The sequence below is a fragment of the Alteromonas sp. NFXS44 genome, assembly GCF_040148705.1.
In the GTDB taxonomy this organism is placed as follows: domain Bacteria; phylum Pseudomonadota; class Gammaproteobacteria; order Enterobacterales; family Alteromonadaceae; genus Alteromonas.
Genome location: NZ_JAGDEA010000012.1, coordinates 985,538 through 1,003,102, shown reverse-complemented (window position 1 = coordinate 1,003,102; position 17,565 = coordinate 985,538). Strand labels below are relative to the sequence as shown.

Here is a 17,565-nt window from a genome sequence, read left to right as displayed (position 1 = left end):
CGGGGTTACCATGATAGGGGGTCTTTGGGCCTGAGTCACCTTCAGTGCGCCAGTTTATCGCTGATTTTTTGTGCTGCAAAACCGCCGCAGGTGGCAATGATTCCTGTGGCCACGGTTCCCCATATCCAGTCAATTAAAGTCATATTCAATGGCCAGTCCCGAATAATGGAATAGCAGGTCAGATTGTAGGTGCCGTAGGCGGTAGCCCCCAGGGCCAGGCCCGCTAATGAAGTATGAATCAGGTTCTTTCCGGCATAAGGACGTATCGTTAAACAGACGACCGAAGCACAGTAAAGCAGATAGAATGCGATCCATGGCCAGGTAATAAATTGCGGTCGCAACAGACTTTCAAACGCTTCACGATACAACGGCATAGCAATAACGCCCAGCCAGACTGCGTCCAGGCAGGCAAAAGCCAGTAGTACGGCGATGTATGCGCCGGTGAGTGTTTTAAAAGAATAATGCATAAGATCATAAACGGAAAAAGCGCGTAAAAGGTTCAGCGAAAAAATAGCTCAACCGTTTATCGCAACATAAGCCATACTAAACAGACTTACCCTGTGGCGATGACAGTATTATTTACTGTTCACCCTACAACGATAAAAGGACAGAACGCGGGGATACCATGCAGAAAAAATTGTTTGAATTCGGTGATTTATTTTGGGTTCCGGAGTTTTATCACGCCTTTCTGCGTCGCTTTATGGGCGCATTGTATAAAGTATTCGGCTATCACAGATTGTGGTTGCCTGAGCTGAACCGCTTTATTAACAAAGCCGGTGGCACAGTGATGGATCCTTGTGCCGGCAGTGGCTATGTCAACGAACTGTTGATGAAGGAGCTGAATAAGAAAGATCTGCGTTTTTACTTGTCGGATTTCATGATTGATAAAAACCCGGAATTTCGTGAACGCATCAACAATCTGGGTGATGACCGTATTCATTATCTGGAACAACCCATTGACGTGCTGATAGACAATCCGGATTTCCGCTGCCCGAAAATCTTTCTTAACTCTTTCCACCACTTTGACAACGAACAGGTGGCGCAGATCTTCAAGCTCAATCTGTCACACGGTGATGATGTGCTGGTGCTGGAGTATTGTGATAACTCCTTTATGAGTTACGTGTCTATGCTGTTAGGCCCGCTGGTGGCGATGATCATGTTACCGTTTATCACCGAGCGCCGGTTATTGCTGGTGACTGCCATTTTCACCTATCTGATCCCGGTAGTACCGCTAATGTTATTGTGGGACGGCATTGTGTCGAGCCTGCGTTGCTATTCGAACAAGTCCATTAAAGCCGTACTGAAAGATGCAGGATTTGATGATGTAACGGTAACATCGACTTTCCGTCGCAGTTTATTATATCCGGCGGGGGTAACGGCACATCACATTGAGGCACCGTCTGCCGCTAAGGCTGAATAAGCGGTTTTAACTGCAGATATACGCTGTCCTGCGGATACACCTTACCCAGCGCCGTGACTGCTTTGTGGAGCATCACGGCGTTTTTGCTTAGATAGGCGTATTTAGCGCGGGTTGTCAGCAAATCATAATCGCCCGGCCATCTTGTCGCCGCGTCATCCAGCACCGTGAGTGCTTTTTCGGGTTGTTTGAGCTGCCACAAGGATACGCCGTAAACAAAGGCAAAACGCGGGCTGGCATCTTCTGCCCGGGCGGCCTTTTCCAGATGCATCGTAGCTTCTTCATAACGCTTGTCCCGCACTAACATCAGCCCGTAGGCAAATTGCACAGCACCGGAATCCGGTGCGATGGAAAGTGCATTTGTCAGATATCTTTTCGCGCCGTCCTCATTACCCATGTTGCGTAAAAAATCGGCAAAGCTCAGCAGAGCCGGTAAGTTGGCCGGGTCAATGCGAAGCGCTGCCTCGTAATACATTTTTGCGTCGATGATGTTTCCTTTCCGCAAAGCCAGCTGGGCCAGACCGGTGTTGGCGCCGGGATGATCCCGCGTGGCCAGCAGTGTGGCTTCATATTCTGCTAGAAGGGGGCTGATTTGCGCCTCCGGCAGAATGCTGTTTGCCGGCGCATTCAGCAGTGCCGCCGCCACCTCGCTGCGTACAGACAATGCCGGATCATCTGCAAGTGAAGCCAGTACAGCTGCCTGTTGCTGAGCTGATAAAGACGGTGCAGCTATGGCAGCGCCACGGCGTAACGCCGCAGAAGACGAAGCCGCCCGGGCTTTTATCAGTTTTACGGCTTGCTGCGGAGCCTGAGCGGCAACTTTTCTGGTGAGGGCACTGGTGAGTAAATCAGGCAGCGTAATTTTGGGGTCGGTAAGCAGTGATGCGGATTCAGCAATGGCTGCAGGATCCCACGTGGTTAATGCCGCATTTAACTTTGCCCATTCACCTGAGGTATCCGGCGATGCGCCGTCACGTGCCGGCCATTTTTCAACAGCATCGCGCAGCCAGGCCGTGGATTTGTCTTCATGACAGGTGGCGCAGGGTCGCACACTGTCTTCATTCAGGGCAGAAGGCCGGTGGAATTTATGATCCCGTCTGTCATCCACGCCCATGTAGGTGCGCGCCGGCATATGACAGTCCAGGCAGTTGGCGTCTTTATGCCCGAAGGTATGGGTGCCGGCCATGAATACGTCAGGACGGTGACACGTTGCACAGACCTGTGCTCCGGGCAGGCGGTTTTTGCCCGAGTGGGGATCATGACAATGGATGCAGGTAACACCAGCCTGCGCCATTTTGCTTTGCATAAATGAACCGAGCACAAAAACTTCATCACGGATCTGACCGTCACTGAAATATAGCGGTTCGTCGATGGCATCTAACTGGAATTGCTGGTGGTATGGTTGTGTCAGATCCGGTTCACCTAATTCTGCTCTGCGGCTGTGGCACCCTCCGCAGGTATTCAGGGCAAGTTCACTGATTGGAGCTGGAGAAGACTGAAGCCGTGCAATGGCGTCTCCTGGCTTAAAATGAAAAGCGATGGCTTTGCCCAATGCCTTAAGGCCAGTGTTAGTTGTGCTTAACGTGCCTTCACCGGCCAGTTTGATATGTTCACTGCCCGGGCCATGGCAGCTTTCACAGGCCACATTAACGTCTGAGTAGGTAGTATCGAATGTATTATTAACGGGGTCATAGTGCTTTTGTAAATTGGTCGAGTGGCAGGAAGCACACCGGCTGTTCCAGTTTTGATAGTATCCTGTCCAGAAAAAAGGATGTTCCGGATCGGTGACCTCATCGCTCTGCAACTGATACCAGCGTTGCCCGCCCTGCTCTGCCGGCCGGCTGTCCCATGCCACATCAAAAGCTTGCAGCCGTCCGCCGGTTGTCCGCAATAAATACTGCTGCAGTGGTCTGAAGCCGAACGTATAAACCACATCGAACTTTTGTTTTTCTCCCTGCCCGTTCAGCGTTTCTACAAAGTAAGCACCACCTTCTTTGAAGAAACGGGAAGTGCGGGCTCCCGCACTGAAAGTCATATCGTTAAAGTTTCCCAGCACGCTTTCGTCACTGGCAGGCAGCATGCTGTGATAGTGATCAGACTGACGCCAGGCGTCCCCTTCCTTCTGATGGCAGGACAGGCAGGTTTCCGCACCGGTATAGTGCTTATCGCTACTGGCTGTGGCGGTAAAGGTAATGCATAAAAACAGGGCTGCCAGGCAGCCCCTTATCAGGTTGTTCACTATGATCTGCTTTTCGTTACTGACAAAATCGCGACCCTTTTTGACACTTATCCAGCTGGTTTTCAACCGGTTTAATGCTTGCCGCGTGCTGTTCCCGCAGTGCAGCGAGCTCTGCAACAATGGCTTTGTTCTCTGAAGCAATGTTGTATTTCTCGGAAGGATCGGCGTTCAGGTCAAACAATAACGGCTCTGCCAGTGTTTCTCCGGGGTTGCCGCCGTAGCCTTCTTTGTAAATAAAGTGGGCTTTGTAGCGGCCTTTGCGGACAGCGAATACTTTTGCTCCGCGGTAGTAAAAATACACATCACGGACTGCATCTTCACCGTCCAGAAGTGTGTTTTTGACTGAATAACCGTCGCTGTCTTTGGGAATTTCACCACCGGCTAAATCCACCAGTGTGGGCAGTAAATCAATGGTAGAACCAATATCGTGACGGATCCCCGGTTTGATATGTCCTGGCCACCAAAAGATGCCGGGAACACGCATTCCCCCCTCAAAAACGTCGGCTTTACCACCGCGAAGCAGTCCGGCACTGCCGCCCATGGTTTCAAACCATAACCAGGGGCCGTTGTCTGAACTGAAAATCACCAGGGTGTTGTCATCGATGCCTTCATCTTTCAATGTTTGCAGAATTTGACCTACCGACCAGTCCAGTTCTTCTATCACATCGCCGTAAAGGCCTTGTGTGCTGCGTCCATCGAATTCCTCCGATGCGAACAGTGGCACATGAGGCATCGCATGGGCAATGTATAAAAAGAATGGATTGTCTTTATGAGATTTAATGTAATCCAGTGCCTTCGCGGTATAGGTTTTGGTGATTTGATGCTGGTCTGGCGCACGTTCAATGACTTCCTCTCCCTGCATCAGTGGCACACGGAAGTATTCTGATTTGGGGTTAGTCCACTGTTTGCCTTTATTCCAGTTTTTTACGCTCCAGTCCGGACCATTCAACTGCTGAATTTTCTCAAAATCCTGATCCATATCGTTGGAGTAAGGAATACCAAACCAGCTGTCGAACCCGTGATTGACCGGCAGGTATTGTGGCAGATGGCCAATATGCCATTTACCAATCATCGCCGTATCGTAGCCCAGTGCTTTGAGTGCTTCAGGTATGGTGGTTGCGCTGTCCGGCATGCCCCCTAAGGAGTCTTCGCGGAAAACCTGACGCATCGGCGTGGATGATGTCAGTCCCGCACGAACGGGATATTGTCCCAGCATCAGACCGGCGCGGCTGGGGGAACACACCGGAGCCGCCACGTAGAAATTTGTCCATTTCTGTCCTTCCATCGCCATTTTATCCAGATTAGGCGTGGTGAGTGTGGGATGACCGTTATTGCTCATGTCGCCATAGCCCATATCGTCAGCGAAAATGATAATGACATTGGGTTGCCCGGTGCTTTTTGCGCTGGCTGAAAATGCAGGTAGCAAACATGCTGCGCCGATGGAGGCAGATAACAGTGTTGCTACAGAAAACTTAGTCATGATGATATTGCTCCACATTACTTTCCTGATAGCCGTAGCGGACGGCTTTTGCTTCGATATAACTGTTGGGTTGGACAGGAACGGGTTGGGTATACAGTTGCCAGGGGGCCCCGGCTGCCATTCGCCAGGCAACGGATGCATTGTCACTGGACGAGGTCATCTCAACGCACACCTGCCGGTGACATTCAGTCAATTTAAATTGCGGGCTGGCGGTCACCGGCTGTTCAAACCCCGGCCACATGGCCCCGACCATACTGGTTTCCGGCTCAGTGCTTTTATCATGAACCTGTACCTCCCAGTTTTTCAGCGCTTTCTTCATCCGGCTCAGGCGTGCTTTTTGTGACGGATCGTCTGCCAGGTTGCGGGTTTCCCAGGGATCATTGTCTGTATCGTAAAGTTCATCACCGGGCCTGGGAGCTTCAAAGTAAAACTGCTGTGCGGGATTAAGGCTTTGTTTATCCAGCCCTTCCCACCAGGCAATCATCACAGGAAACATGTCGCGGAAAACCAGTGGTCTGAAGTACGGCAGTTCAGGCATGTCATTTCTGATGTATTTAAAGCAGAGATCTCTGACGGCGCGAACTTTATCCGGCACCATATCCATGCGGTCTCTGGCTGCGTAGATATATTGTCTCTGTTCCCCGGAAAAGATACCGGTGCCCTGCAAAAAATCAGGGAGCGGTGCACCGGCAAAGGATAAAAACGTTGGAGCAAAATCCACCATAGAAATTAACCTGTCGTTTTGTGTACCGGCGCCGCGTCCGTCGGGAAACCGCACAATCAGTGGTATATGCAGGCCGGTATCATAAACTGAGCGTTTGGCCCGGGGCAGCGCATCACCGTGATCTGTGGTCCACACAACAATGGTGTTGTCATCGAGGCCATCCCGTTTCAGTGCAGCAAGGATCTCTCCAACCTGGCTGTCCATATAATGAATGTTGTCATAGTGCTGTGCGATGGACCGGCGTACCACAGGTGTGTCAGGGTAATAAGGTGGCACGGTAACGGAAGCCGGATCGGTGACAGCCTGCACCCTTGCCAGATCTTTCTTGATTAAATCCGTAAAGCCCTTAAATTTTTCTGCGGCTTTGCCGTCTTCTGTTAACAGGTGTCCTTCGTGAGTCGACATCAGGTTTATCATCGCGAAGAATGGTTTTCCGCCGGAGAGTTCATTCCATAAATCTGCTTTCAGTGGCGAAAAATAGTTACCAATATCTTTATCCCAGAGGGTTGAAGGTGTGCCGAATTGGTAATCCTTCTTGGCGAAATTCACCGTTTCATAACCGGCCCGCCGGAGCAGCTCCGGAAATGCTTTCATCTGCGCGGGAGTAACGGTTTCGTATCCGGTTTTACCATTTGGCAAAGGTAACTGGGAGGTACGCATTTGATGGGTTCCCAAAGAAATGGGATACATACCTGATATGAGTGCAGAGCGGTTCGGGGCACACACGCCGGCCGCTGCATAAACGTTGGTAAAGCGAATGCCTTGCTCAGCGAGTGCATCAATATTTGGGGTCTCAGCAATCTCATCGCCGAACGATCCTATGCGCGGACTCAGATCTTCGGCAACGATGAACAAGATGTTGGGTTGCTTTCCCCATGCGGTAAGGGATAAACCGGCAACAACGGTGAAAGTTAACCAGCGTAACATTCGCATTTACCAAACTCCTTAATGAAGCGGCTTGTCAGCCGTCTTTTCCATCCACGGGAAGTACATTTCACCTTTACGCTGCATATCAATTTTCATCGGCGTATCAGGAAACAGTCCCATGTACATGTCTTTGCGGTTGGGCTCAACCAGCCACCAGTCCGGGAAAGGAGCAGCCTTCAACCCGTCTTTCTTGCGCAGGTTCATACCTTCAGCCAGCCTTGCATTAAATGGCACCGAGGGCTTGCTGTTATCAGCAGGACGCAGAGCGGCGTAAAGCGCCTGACGCAGTGGCAGTAACTCATGAGCGTATTTCGGATCGCGGATAAGGTTATGCATTTCTTCCGGGTCGTTTTTCAGATCGTAAAGTTCTTCGATGTCCCAGACACCGTGATACTGGATGTATTTAAGATCGCCGCGACGAATGGCGAAGGTGGTAGGCGTCATGGGGAAAGACCATTCCCAGTAGTACTCGTAAACAAAATCAGGCGACTGCCAGTCTTCTTCTGCTACCTTGCCGGATGCCACGGGTAAAAAGCTTTTTCCTTCAAACTGTTCCGGTTGTGCAGCGCCCGCCAGTTCGAGGAAAGTCGGAGCCATATCCAGGTTTCTCACCAGTGCCTCACTGGTCGCACCTTGTGGCAGCAGACCCGGCGCGCTGATCACCAGAGGAACGCGTACTGAGCCCTCATAAGCATTGCGCTTATCGATAAGGCCGTGATCGCCAATCAGAAAGCCGTTGTCAGAATAAAATACCACCATGGTGTTGTCGTACAGGTCGTTGTCTTTCAGGTACTGTACTAACTCGCCCAGGCTGTCATCAACGGCTGACAAGGTGGCGTAATACTCTTTTAAGTATGCTTCCATCGTGCGGTCGCTGGCATAGAAAAAGTCTGTGCCGTGCCAGCTGTTGCGCTGGTTATGTACCCACATGGGCTTGTTCTTAGCGTCCTCTTCTGTCACCACCGCTGAGTCCGGTAATTTGAAATCCACATCATCGTATTGTCCTTTATGGCGCTCAGCCGGCGTGGCATCGGAATGCACGGCTTTATGGCTCAGGTACATGAAAAATGGCTGATTGCCTTTCACATCATTTTTCAGCCAGTCCAGTGCGTAACCCGTCAGCTCGTCAGTGATGTAGCCTTTCTGGTTAACGTGTTTACCGTCCACGTTGAGCTGATTCACCATACCTTTCGCCAGCATCGGAGCCGGAATGGCGTCAGTCGGGTAATACGCTCCCTGTCCCGGAAAGCTGACCCATTTATCAAATCCGTCACGGGGCATATCTGAATGGCTGCCCATGTGCCACTTACCGAAAAAACCGGTTTGATAGCCTGCCTGTTGCAGGTATTTGGGAAAGAAGGTCAGGCCTTCTTCACTGGAGTTATTATTATCAACAATCTTGTGATTACGGGCGGTCATGCCGGTAAGAATGGTGGCGCGGCTGGGTGAACACAGTGAAGATGTCACTACCGCATTGGGAAAATACACACCGCTTTCAGCCAGTTTATCAATGTTAGGGGTTTGCAGTTCTTCCTGCAGAAAACCCATACCGTCGTAGCGAAGGTCATCCATCAGTACAAAAATAACGTTACGCTGTTGTTCTGCTGCGCTGGCATTCATCGACAAACTTAAGGCGATGGCGCTGGCAGCAGATAACAGCTTCTTAGTGAATGTGTCGGACATGGTTGTTTATTCCGTATTCGTAAAAGTGAACAAGTGCGGATAAAAGCAACGTTGTCTTTTATCCGCTAAAAATATCACCGGACTGGTTAGTAAGCGCCGAAGCGGTATGTAAATTCAACACCCATATAGCGCTGGAAGTCTCTGGTCAGCTGCGCGTTAATGTTGCTCTGATCAAAGATAGCGGTACCGATTTGAGCGACATAGGTGTCGTTGAGTGCATTTTTCGCAAATACACTGGCGACCCATTTGCCGTCATCAGCCTGCAGACCGACAGTCAGATCCAATACGCTGTAGCTTGGCAAAACAAGATACGGCGCCTGGTTCTGATTCATCTGGGTTTCATCCTGCCAGCGGTAATTGGCGCTGACGAACATATCCATGTCGCCGTCCAGGTAGATGTTGTATTTGCCGGACAAAGTAAACTTGGTATCCGGAGAGTTAGGCACATCTCCGCCGGTAATCGACTGGAAGCCGTCAATACAGCCTTGTGCTGCTGTTTGATTGAAATAGCATTGCTGATCCTGGAATTCACCGTAGGTTGCATCGATAAAGGCGACACCACCACTGATCAGTAATTCAGGGACAGGCTTGGCGTTAAACTCTACTTCCAGACCTTCAGTGATCACTTCACCGGCGCTGGTGAGTGAGAAGGTCACCGTTTCCGGGTTGTAAGCCTGACCCTGGAAATTTTCGAAGGTAGTGTGGAAACCGGTGACAGACAGACGCAATCTGCGGTCGAAAAACTCTGAACGCACGCCGCCTTCCCAGGCTTTATTTGTTTCAGCCGGTACAGGAGCGGTACGATTGGCATCGGTAGAAAAAATAAGGTCGAACGCAGGGGCTTTGTAACCTTCGGCATAGCTACCGAAAATCATGGTGGTATCGTTGATATCATACGACAGCGCCAGGCGGCCTGTCAGTGCGTCGTCTTCGGTTTCATTGGTGAAATAGCCGGCTGACGCAGGCAGTGCCGGCAATCCTGAGAACGGGCCGGTAATGACTGCAGCGCCGCGGGCGAAATCAAACGATATTTCATCTTTGGTGTAGCGCAGGCCCAATGACGCAGTAAAATCTTCGGTTACATCCCAGTCTGCCTGACCAAAGAATGCGTAGTTGCGGGCATCAACTTTTGAGTCCATCGCAGCAAAACCGATGCCTGAGCCTTCTTCTGAACAGGCGACAGTGCCCACAGCCGGATCGTAGGCATCGGCGCAGCGCATCACTTCACGTTCAAAATAGCGTTCAACGGTTTGCTCCCAGTAGAATGCACCCGCTGTCAGGAAAATATTGTCAGTGGCCTGGCCGGATAAACGCAGTTCCTGTGAGAACTGGGTTTGTTGCTGATCGCCGCCGCCGGAAGCCCCGTTTTTGGTGAACAGTACATGACCTGTTACCGGCGACGTGTACGGATTGATATCGGCATCCTGGGCTGTTTCCAGGGTGAAGCCGCGATAAGCTGTAATTGAGGTCAGCGCAAAGTCTTCAAAGCTGTGATTGTACTCAACTGATACCCCGCCGGTTTCAGTGTTGGAATATGCCGGGCTGGCAATCTTGACCTTGTTGTTACCCCAGGATACATCCACGTCGGCATAGACTTCTCCTAACTGATGTAAGTCAGCCAGTGAACCCCGGCCAATACTTTGTAATACCGGCGTACAGCAGTCCCTTTCCTGCTTCGAATAATCGGCAATAATATAAACGTTGTCATTCATGCCCAGGTCAATATCGAGTTTACCTCTTACACCTTTACTTTCGTCTCCGTTGATTGTGTCGCCATTAGTAACATTTTCCACAAAACCGTCGAAATCACGGTTATAAAAAGACAACCGTCCACGCACATTGTCACTGATCGGGCCGGTTACCTGACCCATCATGCCCCGGGCATCATCATCGGTAAGCGTGAGGCGGACTTCGCCAAAGAATGAATCTTCCGGACGTTTAGTAAAAATACTCAGTACACCACCGGAAGCATTTTTACCAAACAAGGTGCCCTGCGGTCCGCGTAGTACTTCAACCCGGTCAATATCTGCCAGATCCGACAAAAACTGTACCGTACGGCCAAGGGGGACACCGTCAATGACTGTACTGACAGTAGGTTCTACAGCGGTCTGGAACGCGGTGGTCCCAATCCCGCGAATGTTCACACCGGAACCACGCATATCGCCGGACTGGTTAAATGTCACCGACGGACTTACCTGAACTAAGTCCTGGAATTCTGTGGCCTGAGCGGCATCTAAAATTTCGCCGGATACTGTGGTAACGGCAACCGGTACTTCCATGAAGCCCTGTACCCGCTTTTGTGCGGTGACTTCAATGACCTCCAGTTGTGAGTTCGCTTTCGCGTCATCACTGGTGTTGTCCTGAGCGGCGGCATAAGTGGATGTCATCGTGCCCAGTGCGAGCAACAATGCGCGATTCAGTGGTTTTTTGTTAAACATCGGATTTTCTCCTCAGAGTGTAGTCCTTTCGGGGCTGTTATCAGCACCCGGCAAATTAACGGTTTTTATTTTTATCATTCACCGGTACAGCAAAATCCGGTGTGGAAAATGTTTAATATCTGTTAAATGTTTAACAATCATACTACGTTGATATTAAAATAGTCTATCGTTGTCTTTTTGGTATTTGTTAAATCAAATAAATTTAATTTTATGATTTTAAATGTATTTATTTTATATATTCTTAATGATTATAAAGCTATCTACATTAAATATATACTATCGTTGTCTATTTGCGGAACTTTTTACAACCTGATGGATTCTCTGTCAGGTGTCTTCTGTGGCACAATGTATTCATAAATAAACGAAGCTCGCCATAATGAAGACGGATAAGAATCTCACGGTACATGATGTCGCCCGGGTTGCCGGTGTATCGATTAAAACGGTATCGCGTGTATTAAATAATGACCCGACAGTCAGAGATAAAAATAAAGAAAAGGTACTCAGCGCAGTGGCCGCAACCGGCTACCGGCCGGACCTCAATGCCAGGCGCCTGCGCACCAAACAGTCTTATCTTATTTGCCTGTTATATATGGACTATGCCTCGAACTCCTATTCGGCGAGACTGACATCCGGTGCTATCGAAGTGTGTGACGAAGCCGGCTACGATTTACTGGTGCGGCCGGTAAAAGACAGAACCTCGCTGGCGGAACAGGTTAAGGCACTGGCGGAACGTTCAAACCCTGACGGTTACATTCTTACGCCACCACTGTGTGATGATCAGGGAGTATTGTCAGTCATCGAAGCAGAACAAAAACCGGCGGTTAAAATTCTGCCTATGTCACTGGACGCCAACAGCTGCGTCTCCTGTGACATTGTGGCCGGCGTGAAAGAGGCGGTGAGTCATTTACTTACGCTGGGGCACCGCCGTGTTGCGATCATTAATTTTAACAATGTACACGGTGGCTTACTGCGTTATCAGGGCTATGAGGAAGCGCACCGCGATTTTGATATTCCTGTTGATACATCGCTGGTTTTTCAGGGCCCTATGTCGTCAGATGAAGAATATGAAAAGATTATCCGTCGCCTGCTGTCCGGGGACGATCGCCCCACCGCATTTTTTACCTTCAATGATTATCTTGCCACTCTGGTTTACAAAGTGGCCAGCCAGCTGAAATTGCGGATCCCCTATGATGTATCGGTTATAGGTTTTGACGACGACCCTTCCAGTAAGAATCTGTGGCCACCGCTCAGCACTGTGCACCAGCCGGTGGGCAATCTGGGACGCGCAGCGGCCGGCAAGCTGATCCAACAGCTTGTGTTGCATCGTCCCTATGAAGAGAAAGAAGATCTGACGTGTAAATACGTGCAGCGAAGCTCTTGCGGGCCGCTGCTCTGATATGAATATGTCGGTTGCTAACCCGCCCTCCGGAAGCTGCTCATGCTGACATCTTTCCAGAGACAGGCCTATGCATCCGGCGCTTTTACTAAAAGTACACTCTGGAACTTTACTGATTTACTGCTGCTTTATTATTTTGCCGATATACAGGGACTGGGGGCAGCGGCAGCGGGCTTAATTCTGATGGTGTCTCTGCTTGTATCCGGCGTGCTGGATATCTCGCTGTCTCTGCTTCTCGACAGATATAATTTGCACTACCAGAAAGTCATCGCCTCAGGTGCGCCGCTGACAGTACTGTCGTTCGCTATTTTGTTTTATCCCCTGCCGGCCGGTGCGGACTACCTGTTTACTTTTTATCTCGTGGTGACCATCCTCTTTCGCATTGGTTATGCTCTGGTAGACATACCCCACAACGCGATGATGGGGTCACTGACCAGAGACAGCCATGAGCGGACACGTCTGTCTTCATCCCGCATTTTTTATAATTCCTGTGCAATCCTGCTCTTCGCCGCATTTGCCGGCGATACACTTGCCATGCTGGAGTCACGGGATAACGGGATGCGGACTATCTTGCTTATCACGGCAAGCGTGTTCATGCTGGTGAATATTTATTTATGCATTTTGCCGGTCTGGCGGGAAGGTAATCTGACAGCGGTCAAACACCCGCCTCCGCTCAGTAAAGCATTCCGTGCACTCCTGCAAAATAAGGCATTCATGGTACTGGCGGTATATTCATTACTGCCGTGTATCTTTATTCCGGTGTTCTACAAATCCGGCGTTTACTTCGCAAGCATGCTCTTTCACGACGAGAAGCTGACGACCTGGCTCATTATGAGTCTGGCAGCAGGAAAGCTGGTGGCGCTACCCTGGTTCAACCACTTCTCAAACCGCATGGAAAAGCATCATGCCATGATCCTTGCGCTGGCCGGGCTGGCTGTGACTTTCCTTAGCTTCCTTTTGCTGATCCCGGCTACGATGACCGGCGCCTGTGTTTATTTCGCTGTTTGTGGTTTTTTCTCAGGCGGACTGCTGGTACTGGTGTGGTCAGCATTACCAGACACCATTGAGTACGGTGCCAGGGATCAGGGGATACCTAATCAGGCGCTTACCTTTGGCGCATTTCATCTGGTGATGCGGATAAGCGACGGGCTGTCTTTTGCTGTGATTGCCGGGGCGCTGGAATATGCGGCGCAAAGTGCAAACGTTGATATTGAGTCTGTGCTGTTCGTCGAAATCATTTCGCTGGTAGCCAGCGCAGGCTGTCTGCTCGGGGCTGTGGTGCTCTGGTTTTATCCCCTCACCCGGGCGGTGCATAACGCGTTAGCTACTGAAAAAGATAAATAATGACGCCCAGGCTAAACGGCGACATTACGGTAGTGATAAGGATCGATGCAGAGACCTTTGCCGCCTCTTTCTGATAATACTCAGCCAGCATAAACGGGCCTGTACCTGCAGGTAACGCGCTGAGTAAAACCACGTAAAAAATCCCTGACGCGTTATCCGGCATGATCAACACTGCGATTATGTATGCCAGTGCCGGGTGGACAAGTAGTTTAGTGATCACAAAGCTGATAACGGAAGCGCAGCTGCCTTTCATTGAGGTATGACTGCCGGCAATAAACAATCCGATAGTCACCAGTGCGCAAGGGGCTGCAGCGTGACCCAGCAACGATGCTGTGGTCAGCAATGGTTGCGGAGGGTCAATATCAAAAGCCGGAAACATGACCCCGGCCAGTGGTGCAATCACCACCGGGTTTTTCAGCAGCTTTAAACTTACATCTGCAATCAGCCTGCGAAGGCTTACTGCTTTACTGAGATCAATCTCTATCAGCACAATGGCAACGGCAAATAAAACACAAACGGTGATGATTGTCGCAATGAGCACCGGCGCCTGCGTTTCGCTTCCTGCTACCGCCATGAGTAAGGGAAAGCCCATAAATCCGGTATTGGCGTAACTGGTATTAAGCCCGTCTATAGCACTCTCTGATAACGACATATTCCGTTTCTTTTGTACCACGACAGTAAGCGCAAAAATGACAAACACGGCGAGGGTGAAGCTTAGAACAAATCCCGGTTGCCAGAGAGACGCAATGGCAGACGTTGCTGTGATGTCAAAAAGCAGCGCAGGCAACGCCAGCCAGACAACAAATTTATTGAATTGTGTAGTGGCAGAGTCGTTCAGCAGATCCCTTTTGCGTAGATACCAGCCAAGGAATATGAGGGCAAATATCGGGAATATGAGCGTGAAAACAGACAACATGAAATGACAGATGATCAGGAAACCGGCGATCAGATTACCTTTAGTCTTATCATTCAATCCAATATAGAATTGAGTTAATCCTGATACAAATATTGAATCATCATGGATATAAAACCCTTAAGATATTTTATTGCGGTAGCAGAAACCGGTCATGTGGGTAGGGCTGCGCAGCGGCTTAACATCACTCAGCCACCTCTCAGCCGCCAGATAGCACTGCTGGAAGAAGAGCTGGGTACGGCATTGTTCAGCCGTCAACCGAAAGGCGTGAGTCTTACTGCCGCAGGAGAGCAATTTTACCGCGACAGCAAAACCATATTGCAATCGGTCAGCAAAGCCGCGGAACGGGCAAGAGCGACCGGTGCCGGAAAGTCGGGAAGCTTGTCTGTGGGATTCATGATGCATGCGGCTTATAACATTGTGCCTGAACTGGCCAGACAGTTTATGTCCCGCTATCCCGCTGTGTCCTTTCATATTCAGGAGGTTATTCCCTTTGAGTTAATTAATGGCGTTACTTCTGCGCAGTTTGATGCCGCCATCATGTTAAAGCCGGCGACGTCCCGGGGACTGGAAATGCTGTCTTTGCGCACTGAAGCACTCTGTCTGGCTGTTCACAAACACCACCGGCTGGCCGGGGCAAAGAAAGTCTGCGCAGAGGATTTAGTTGACGAAAAATTCATTGTTACGCCCCACAATGTGGCGCCGGAGCTGCGTAACACCATTGAACAGTACTGTACTGAAGCGAACTTTGTGCCCCGTGTGGTGTTAGAAACCCAGTTACAGCAAACCATCGTGTCGCTGGTGGCCAGTGAAGTAGGGATTGCGCTTGTGCCTGAACCGCTGAAGCAGGTGTGTCCGCCGGATGTGGTTTTGTTGCCGCTGCACAGAGCGCCGGTAGTGGAATATGTACTGGTATGGCTGCAGGACAACAGCAACCCGGCGCTGGCACGATTTATTGAGTGCGCGTCGGAATAACCGTAATAATTTCGCCGGCAGCCCTTGTCAAACCAGCGCAACTGTATATACTCACAGGAACTGTATAGAAAAACAGGGCTGTTTATGCGTCCACTTACTCCAAGACAAACGGAAGTTCTCGAACTGATCAAAACCACCATGCTGGAAACCGGCATGCCGCCCACCCGTGCGGAAATTGCGAAGCAATTAGGGTTTAAATCAGCTAATGCAGCAGAAGAGCATTTAAAGGCGCTGGCCCGTAAAGGTGTAATCGAAATTCTGGCGGGTACCTCACGGGGCATAAAGCTGAATATTCCGCTGGAAGCAGAAAACGATGAAGACGCAGGTTTACCGTTAATCGGTCGTGTTGCGGCAGGTGAACCTATTCTGGCGCAGGAGCATGTGGAAATGCATTATAAGGTCGACCCTGATCTGTTCCACCCCCGTGCGGATTTCCTGTTACGTGTAAACGGTATGAGTATGAAAGATATCGGTATTCTGGATGGTGATTTACTTGCCGTTCACCGTACTACTGACGTGCACAATGGGCAGGTTGTTGTTGCCAGGGTTGATGAGGATGTCACGGTAAAACGTCTGGAAAAACGCGGCCGCGAAGTATGGCTGCATGCAGAAAATGAAGAATTCGATACCATCAAGGTGGATCTTGCTGCTGAACCATTCAACATTGAAGGTCTGGCTGTAGGTGTTATCCGCAATGCTGACTGGATGTAAGTCTTTTCGCTAAGCGCGGTGCAATAACTATTGTGCGCGCTGGCCACAGCGCTGAAAAATTGAAAGGGCGATGATGTGAACCATCATCGCCCTTTTTTTTACTATTGGCTGGTATGTGCAAAGTGCAGTGTCTTCAGCGCCAGCAGAAAAACATCAGCATTGTCTTCACCACTGACATTTTTTACTATAGTAACCGCTGTTTTATGTTCACGGCAAAGAATGGTCATCGTAATGCCGCCCATACTGCCACCTGAGTGCATCACTGCATCAGGAATATCGTCCATCAAAGCCAGCGCGCTCGCGTTGTCTTTATACGCTTTACGTTGTTTGTAATCACCAAAACCGGTTTTCCAGCCTATGCCGAAGCCCACAGTTTCACCATTATTAAGTGTGGCTGGAGTAAACATGGCGCGGGTAGTCTCTGGTTTCAGGTAATCGCTTGCCACATGGGCTACAGCAAACCGGACAATATCTGACGGCGTAGAAATAAAACCGCCGCCGGCCCATTTATAGCTGTGATCCGTTTGTGGCGCATTAATCAGCTCACCTTCCAGTACGGTGTAAGGTCTCGCCCGGTGATCGATGATGGTGTACTGGTCGTCAAATACCGTGTTGTCCAGTTTCAGCGGCGCAAACACTTCTTCGTTAATGATGGCGCGGAAATCCCGGGACGCGTCAGCCCCTTCCATTGCGGCACTGACCAGTGTCCAGGCAAACGTTGAATAACGGTGATCTGTGCCAGGTGCAAACAGCAGAGGATCATCTTTAAACATCGCCAGTGCACTGTCGATATCCGGATAACTTTCATTCAGAAGGAATTCATTGGCCCCTTCTTTGTAGTGCCTGATACCGGCTGTATGTGAGGTAAGCTGGCGCAGAGTAATGACCGGTTTATCAGCAGGCCATGCGCTGACGTATTCAGTGACCGGTTTATCCAGATCAATGTTGCCCGCTTCCGCAAGACGCATTAATCCGGCCGTAGCGATGAGTTTAGAGACACTGCCGATACGCACCTTGTGATCTGTCGTCATCGGTACATGGTTTTCAACGTCGGCAAAACCGTAGCCTTTAGCCATCAGCATGCCCTTATCGTTACCGAGCGCCATGGTTATACCCGGCACTGTGTCATGACTTACCGCTTCTTCAAACAGAGCGTTAATAGCGCCGGAAGGAAGATCTTTGGCAAAAACAGAGGGTGTTAAAAATAACAGAAAAGAGGAGAAAACTGCGCGGCGCAACATAGAAGCAATCCCTGACAATAAAAACAATCAGACTACCGCAGTTAACTGACCGCTACCAATAAAAAAGCCCGCTTGCG

13 protein-coding genes are annotated in these 17,565 nt (G+C 50.1%); 5 read left to right on the top strand and 8 right to left on the bottom strand.

All coding sequences use genetic code 11. The annotated features are described in order from the left end of the window. Positions 1–41: 41 nt before the first annotated feature. Positions 42–467, bottom strand: a complete 426-nt coding sequence (locus tag J3369_RS21365) for a DUF2177 family protein (protein ID WP_303572478.1) — start codon at positions 465–467, stop codon at positions 42–44. Positions 468–625: 158 nt separating this feature from the next. On the opposite strand from J3369_RS21365, the gene J3369_RS21360 reads away from it, so the two are divergent. Next, complete coding sequence (locus J3369_RS21360; RefSeq protein ID WP_349590822.1) at positions 626–1,420, top strand: hypothetical protein; 795 nt, start codon at positions 626–628, stop codon at positions 1,418–1,420. Here the strand turns inward: J3369_RS21360 and J3369_RS21355 are convergent. The 5 genes from J3369_RS21355 to J3369_RS21335 all read right to left on the bottom strand — a co-directional run bounded on the left by J3369_RS21355 (position 1,407) and on the right by J3369_RS21335 (position 10,908). Beyond that, entirely contained in the window at positions 1,407–3,656 is a 2,250-nt protein-coding gene (locus J3369_RS21355) for an ammonia-forming cytochrome c nitrite reductase subunit c552 (protein WP_349590820.1), read from the bottom strand. The genes J3369_RS21360 and J3369_RS21355 overlap by 14 nt on opposite strands. A 16-nt stretch (positions 3,657–3,672) precedes the next feature. Further along, a complete protein-coding gene (locus tag J3369_RS21350; RefSeq protein WP_349590818.1) occupies positions 3,673–5,136 on the bottom strand; it encodes a sulfatase family protein in 1,464 nt (487 codons plus the stop codon). After that, positions 5,129–6,793 carry a sulfatase family protein gene (locus J3369_RS21345; RefSeq protein WP_349590815.1) on the bottom strand — a complete coding sequence of 555 codons (1,665 nt, stop codon included), beginning with the start codon at positions 6,791–6,793 and terminating at the stop codon, positions 5,129–5,131. The genes J3369_RS21350 and J3369_RS21345 overlap by 8 nt, the downstream gene beginning before the upstream one ends. 12 nt (positions 6,794–6,805) lie before the next feature. After that, complete coding sequence (locus tag J3369_RS21340) at positions 6,806–8,470, bottom strand: sulfatase family protein (RefSeq protein ID WP_349590813.1); 1,665 nt, start codon at positions 8,468–8,470, stop codon at positions 6,806–6,808. An 86-nt stretch (positions 8,471–8,556) separates the two neighbouring features. Further along, entirely contained in the window at positions 8,557–10,908 is a 2,352-nt protein-coding gene (locus tag J3369_RS21335; protein ID WP_349590810.1) for a TonB-dependent receptor, read from the bottom strand. A 376-nt stretch (positions 10,909–11,284) separates the two neighbouring features. On the opposite strand from J3369_RS21335, the gene J3369_RS21330 reads away from it, so the two are divergent. After that, positions 11,285–12,304: a LacI family DNA-binding transcriptional regulator gene (locus tag J3369_RS21330; protein WP_349590807.1), complete on the top strand. Its 1,020-nt coding sequence runs from the start codon at positions 11,285–11,287 to the stop codon at positions 12,302–12,304. A gap of 42 nt (positions 12,305–12,346) precedes the next feature. Then, positions 12,347–13,648 carry an MFS transporter gene (locus J3369_RS21325; protein WP_349590804.1) on the top strand — a complete coding sequence of 434 codons (1,302 nt, stop codon included), beginning with the start codon at positions 12,347–12,349 and terminating at the stop codon, positions 13,646–13,648. Here J3369_RS21325 and J3369_RS21320 read toward each other — a convergent pair. Further along, positions 13,629–14,564 carry an AEC family transporter gene (locus J3369_RS21320; RefSeq protein WP_349590801.1) on the bottom strand — a complete coding sequence of 312 codons (936 nt, stop codon included), beginning with the start codon at positions 14,562–14,564 and terminating at the stop codon, positions 13,629–13,631. The two genes, J3369_RS21325 and J3369_RS21320, sit on opposite strands and share 20 nt — an antisense overlap. A gap of 102 nt (positions 14,565–14,666) precedes the next feature. On the opposite strand from J3369_RS21320, the gene J3369_RS21315 reads away from it, so the two are divergent. Then, complete coding sequence (locus J3369_RS21315) at positions 14,667–15,536, top strand: LysR family transcriptional regulator (protein WP_349590799.1); 870 nt, start codon at positions 14,667–14,669, stop codon at positions 15,534–15,536. Between the two features lie 84 nt (positions 15,537–15,620). After that, positions 15,621–16,247, top strand: coding sequence for a transcriptional repressor LexA (lexA, locus tag J3369_RS21310; RefSeq protein ID WP_119503154.1), 627 nt, complete (start codon positions 15,621–15,623; stop codon positions 16,245–16,247). Between the two features lie 101 nt (positions 16,248–16,348). Here the strand turns inward: lexA and J3369_RS21305 are convergent, their stop codons facing one another. Then, positions 16,349–17,488: a serine hydrolase domain-containing protein gene (locus J3369_RS21305; RefSeq protein ID WP_349590796.1), complete on the bottom strand. Its 1,140-nt coding sequence runs from the start codon at positions 17,486–17,488 to the stop codon at positions 16,349–16,351. Between the last annotated feature and the right edge of the window lie 77 nt (positions 17,489–17,565).

What these genes read in the sequence shown, in the direction of transcription:
- lexA (WP_119503154.1), top strand. Translation starts at nt 15,621, where the DNA reads ATGCGTCCACTTACTCCAAGACAAACGGAAGTTCTCGAACTGATCAAA.
- J3369_RS21305 (WP_349590796.1), bottom strand. Translation starts at nt 17,488, where the DNA reads ATGTTGCGCCGCGCAGTTTTCTCCTCTTTTCTGTTATTTTTAACACCC.
- J3369_RS21325 (WP_349590804.1), top strand. Translation starts at nt 12,347, where the DNA reads ATGCTGACATCTTTCCAGAGACAGGCCTATGCATCCGGCGCTTTTACT.
- J3369_RS21315 (WP_349590799.1), top strand. Translation starts at nt 14,667, where the DNA reads ATGGATATAAAACCCTTAAGATATTTTATTGCGGTAGCAGAAACCGGT.
- J3369_RS21320 (WP_349590801.1), bottom strand. Translation starts at nt 14,564, where the DNA reads ATGTTGTCTGTTTTCACGCTCATATTCCCGATATTTGCCCTCATATTC.
- J3369_RS21330 (WP_349590807.1), top strand. Translation starts at nt 11,285, where the DNA reads ATGAAGACGGATAAGAATCTCACGGTACATGATGTCGCCCGGGTTGCC.
- J3369_RS21345 (WP_349590815.1), bottom strand. Translation starts at nt 6,793, where the DNA reads ATGCGAATGTTACGCTGGTTAACTTTCACCGTTGTTGCCGGTTTATCC.
- J3369_RS21365 (WP_303572478.1), bottom strand. Translation starts at nt 467, where the DNA reads ATGCATTATTCTTTTAAAACACTCACCGGCGCATACATCGCCGTACTA.
- J3369_RS21340 (WP_349590813.1), bottom strand. Translation starts at nt 8,470, where the DNA reads ATGTCCGACACATTCACTAAGAAGCTGTTATCTGCTGCCAGCGCCATC.
- J3369_RS21335 (WP_349590810.1), bottom strand. Translation starts at nt 10,908, where the DNA reads ATGTTTAACAAAAAACCACTGAATCGCGCATTGTTGCTCGCACTGGGC.
- J3369_RS21360 (WP_349590822.1), top strand. Translation starts at nt 626, where the DNA reads ATGCAGAAAAAATTGTTTGAATTCGGTGATTTATTTTGGGTTCCGGAG.
- J3369_RS21350 (WP_349590818.1), bottom strand. Translation starts at nt 5,136, where the DNA reads ATGACTAAGTTTTCTGTAGCAACACTGTTATCTGCCTCCATCGGCGCA.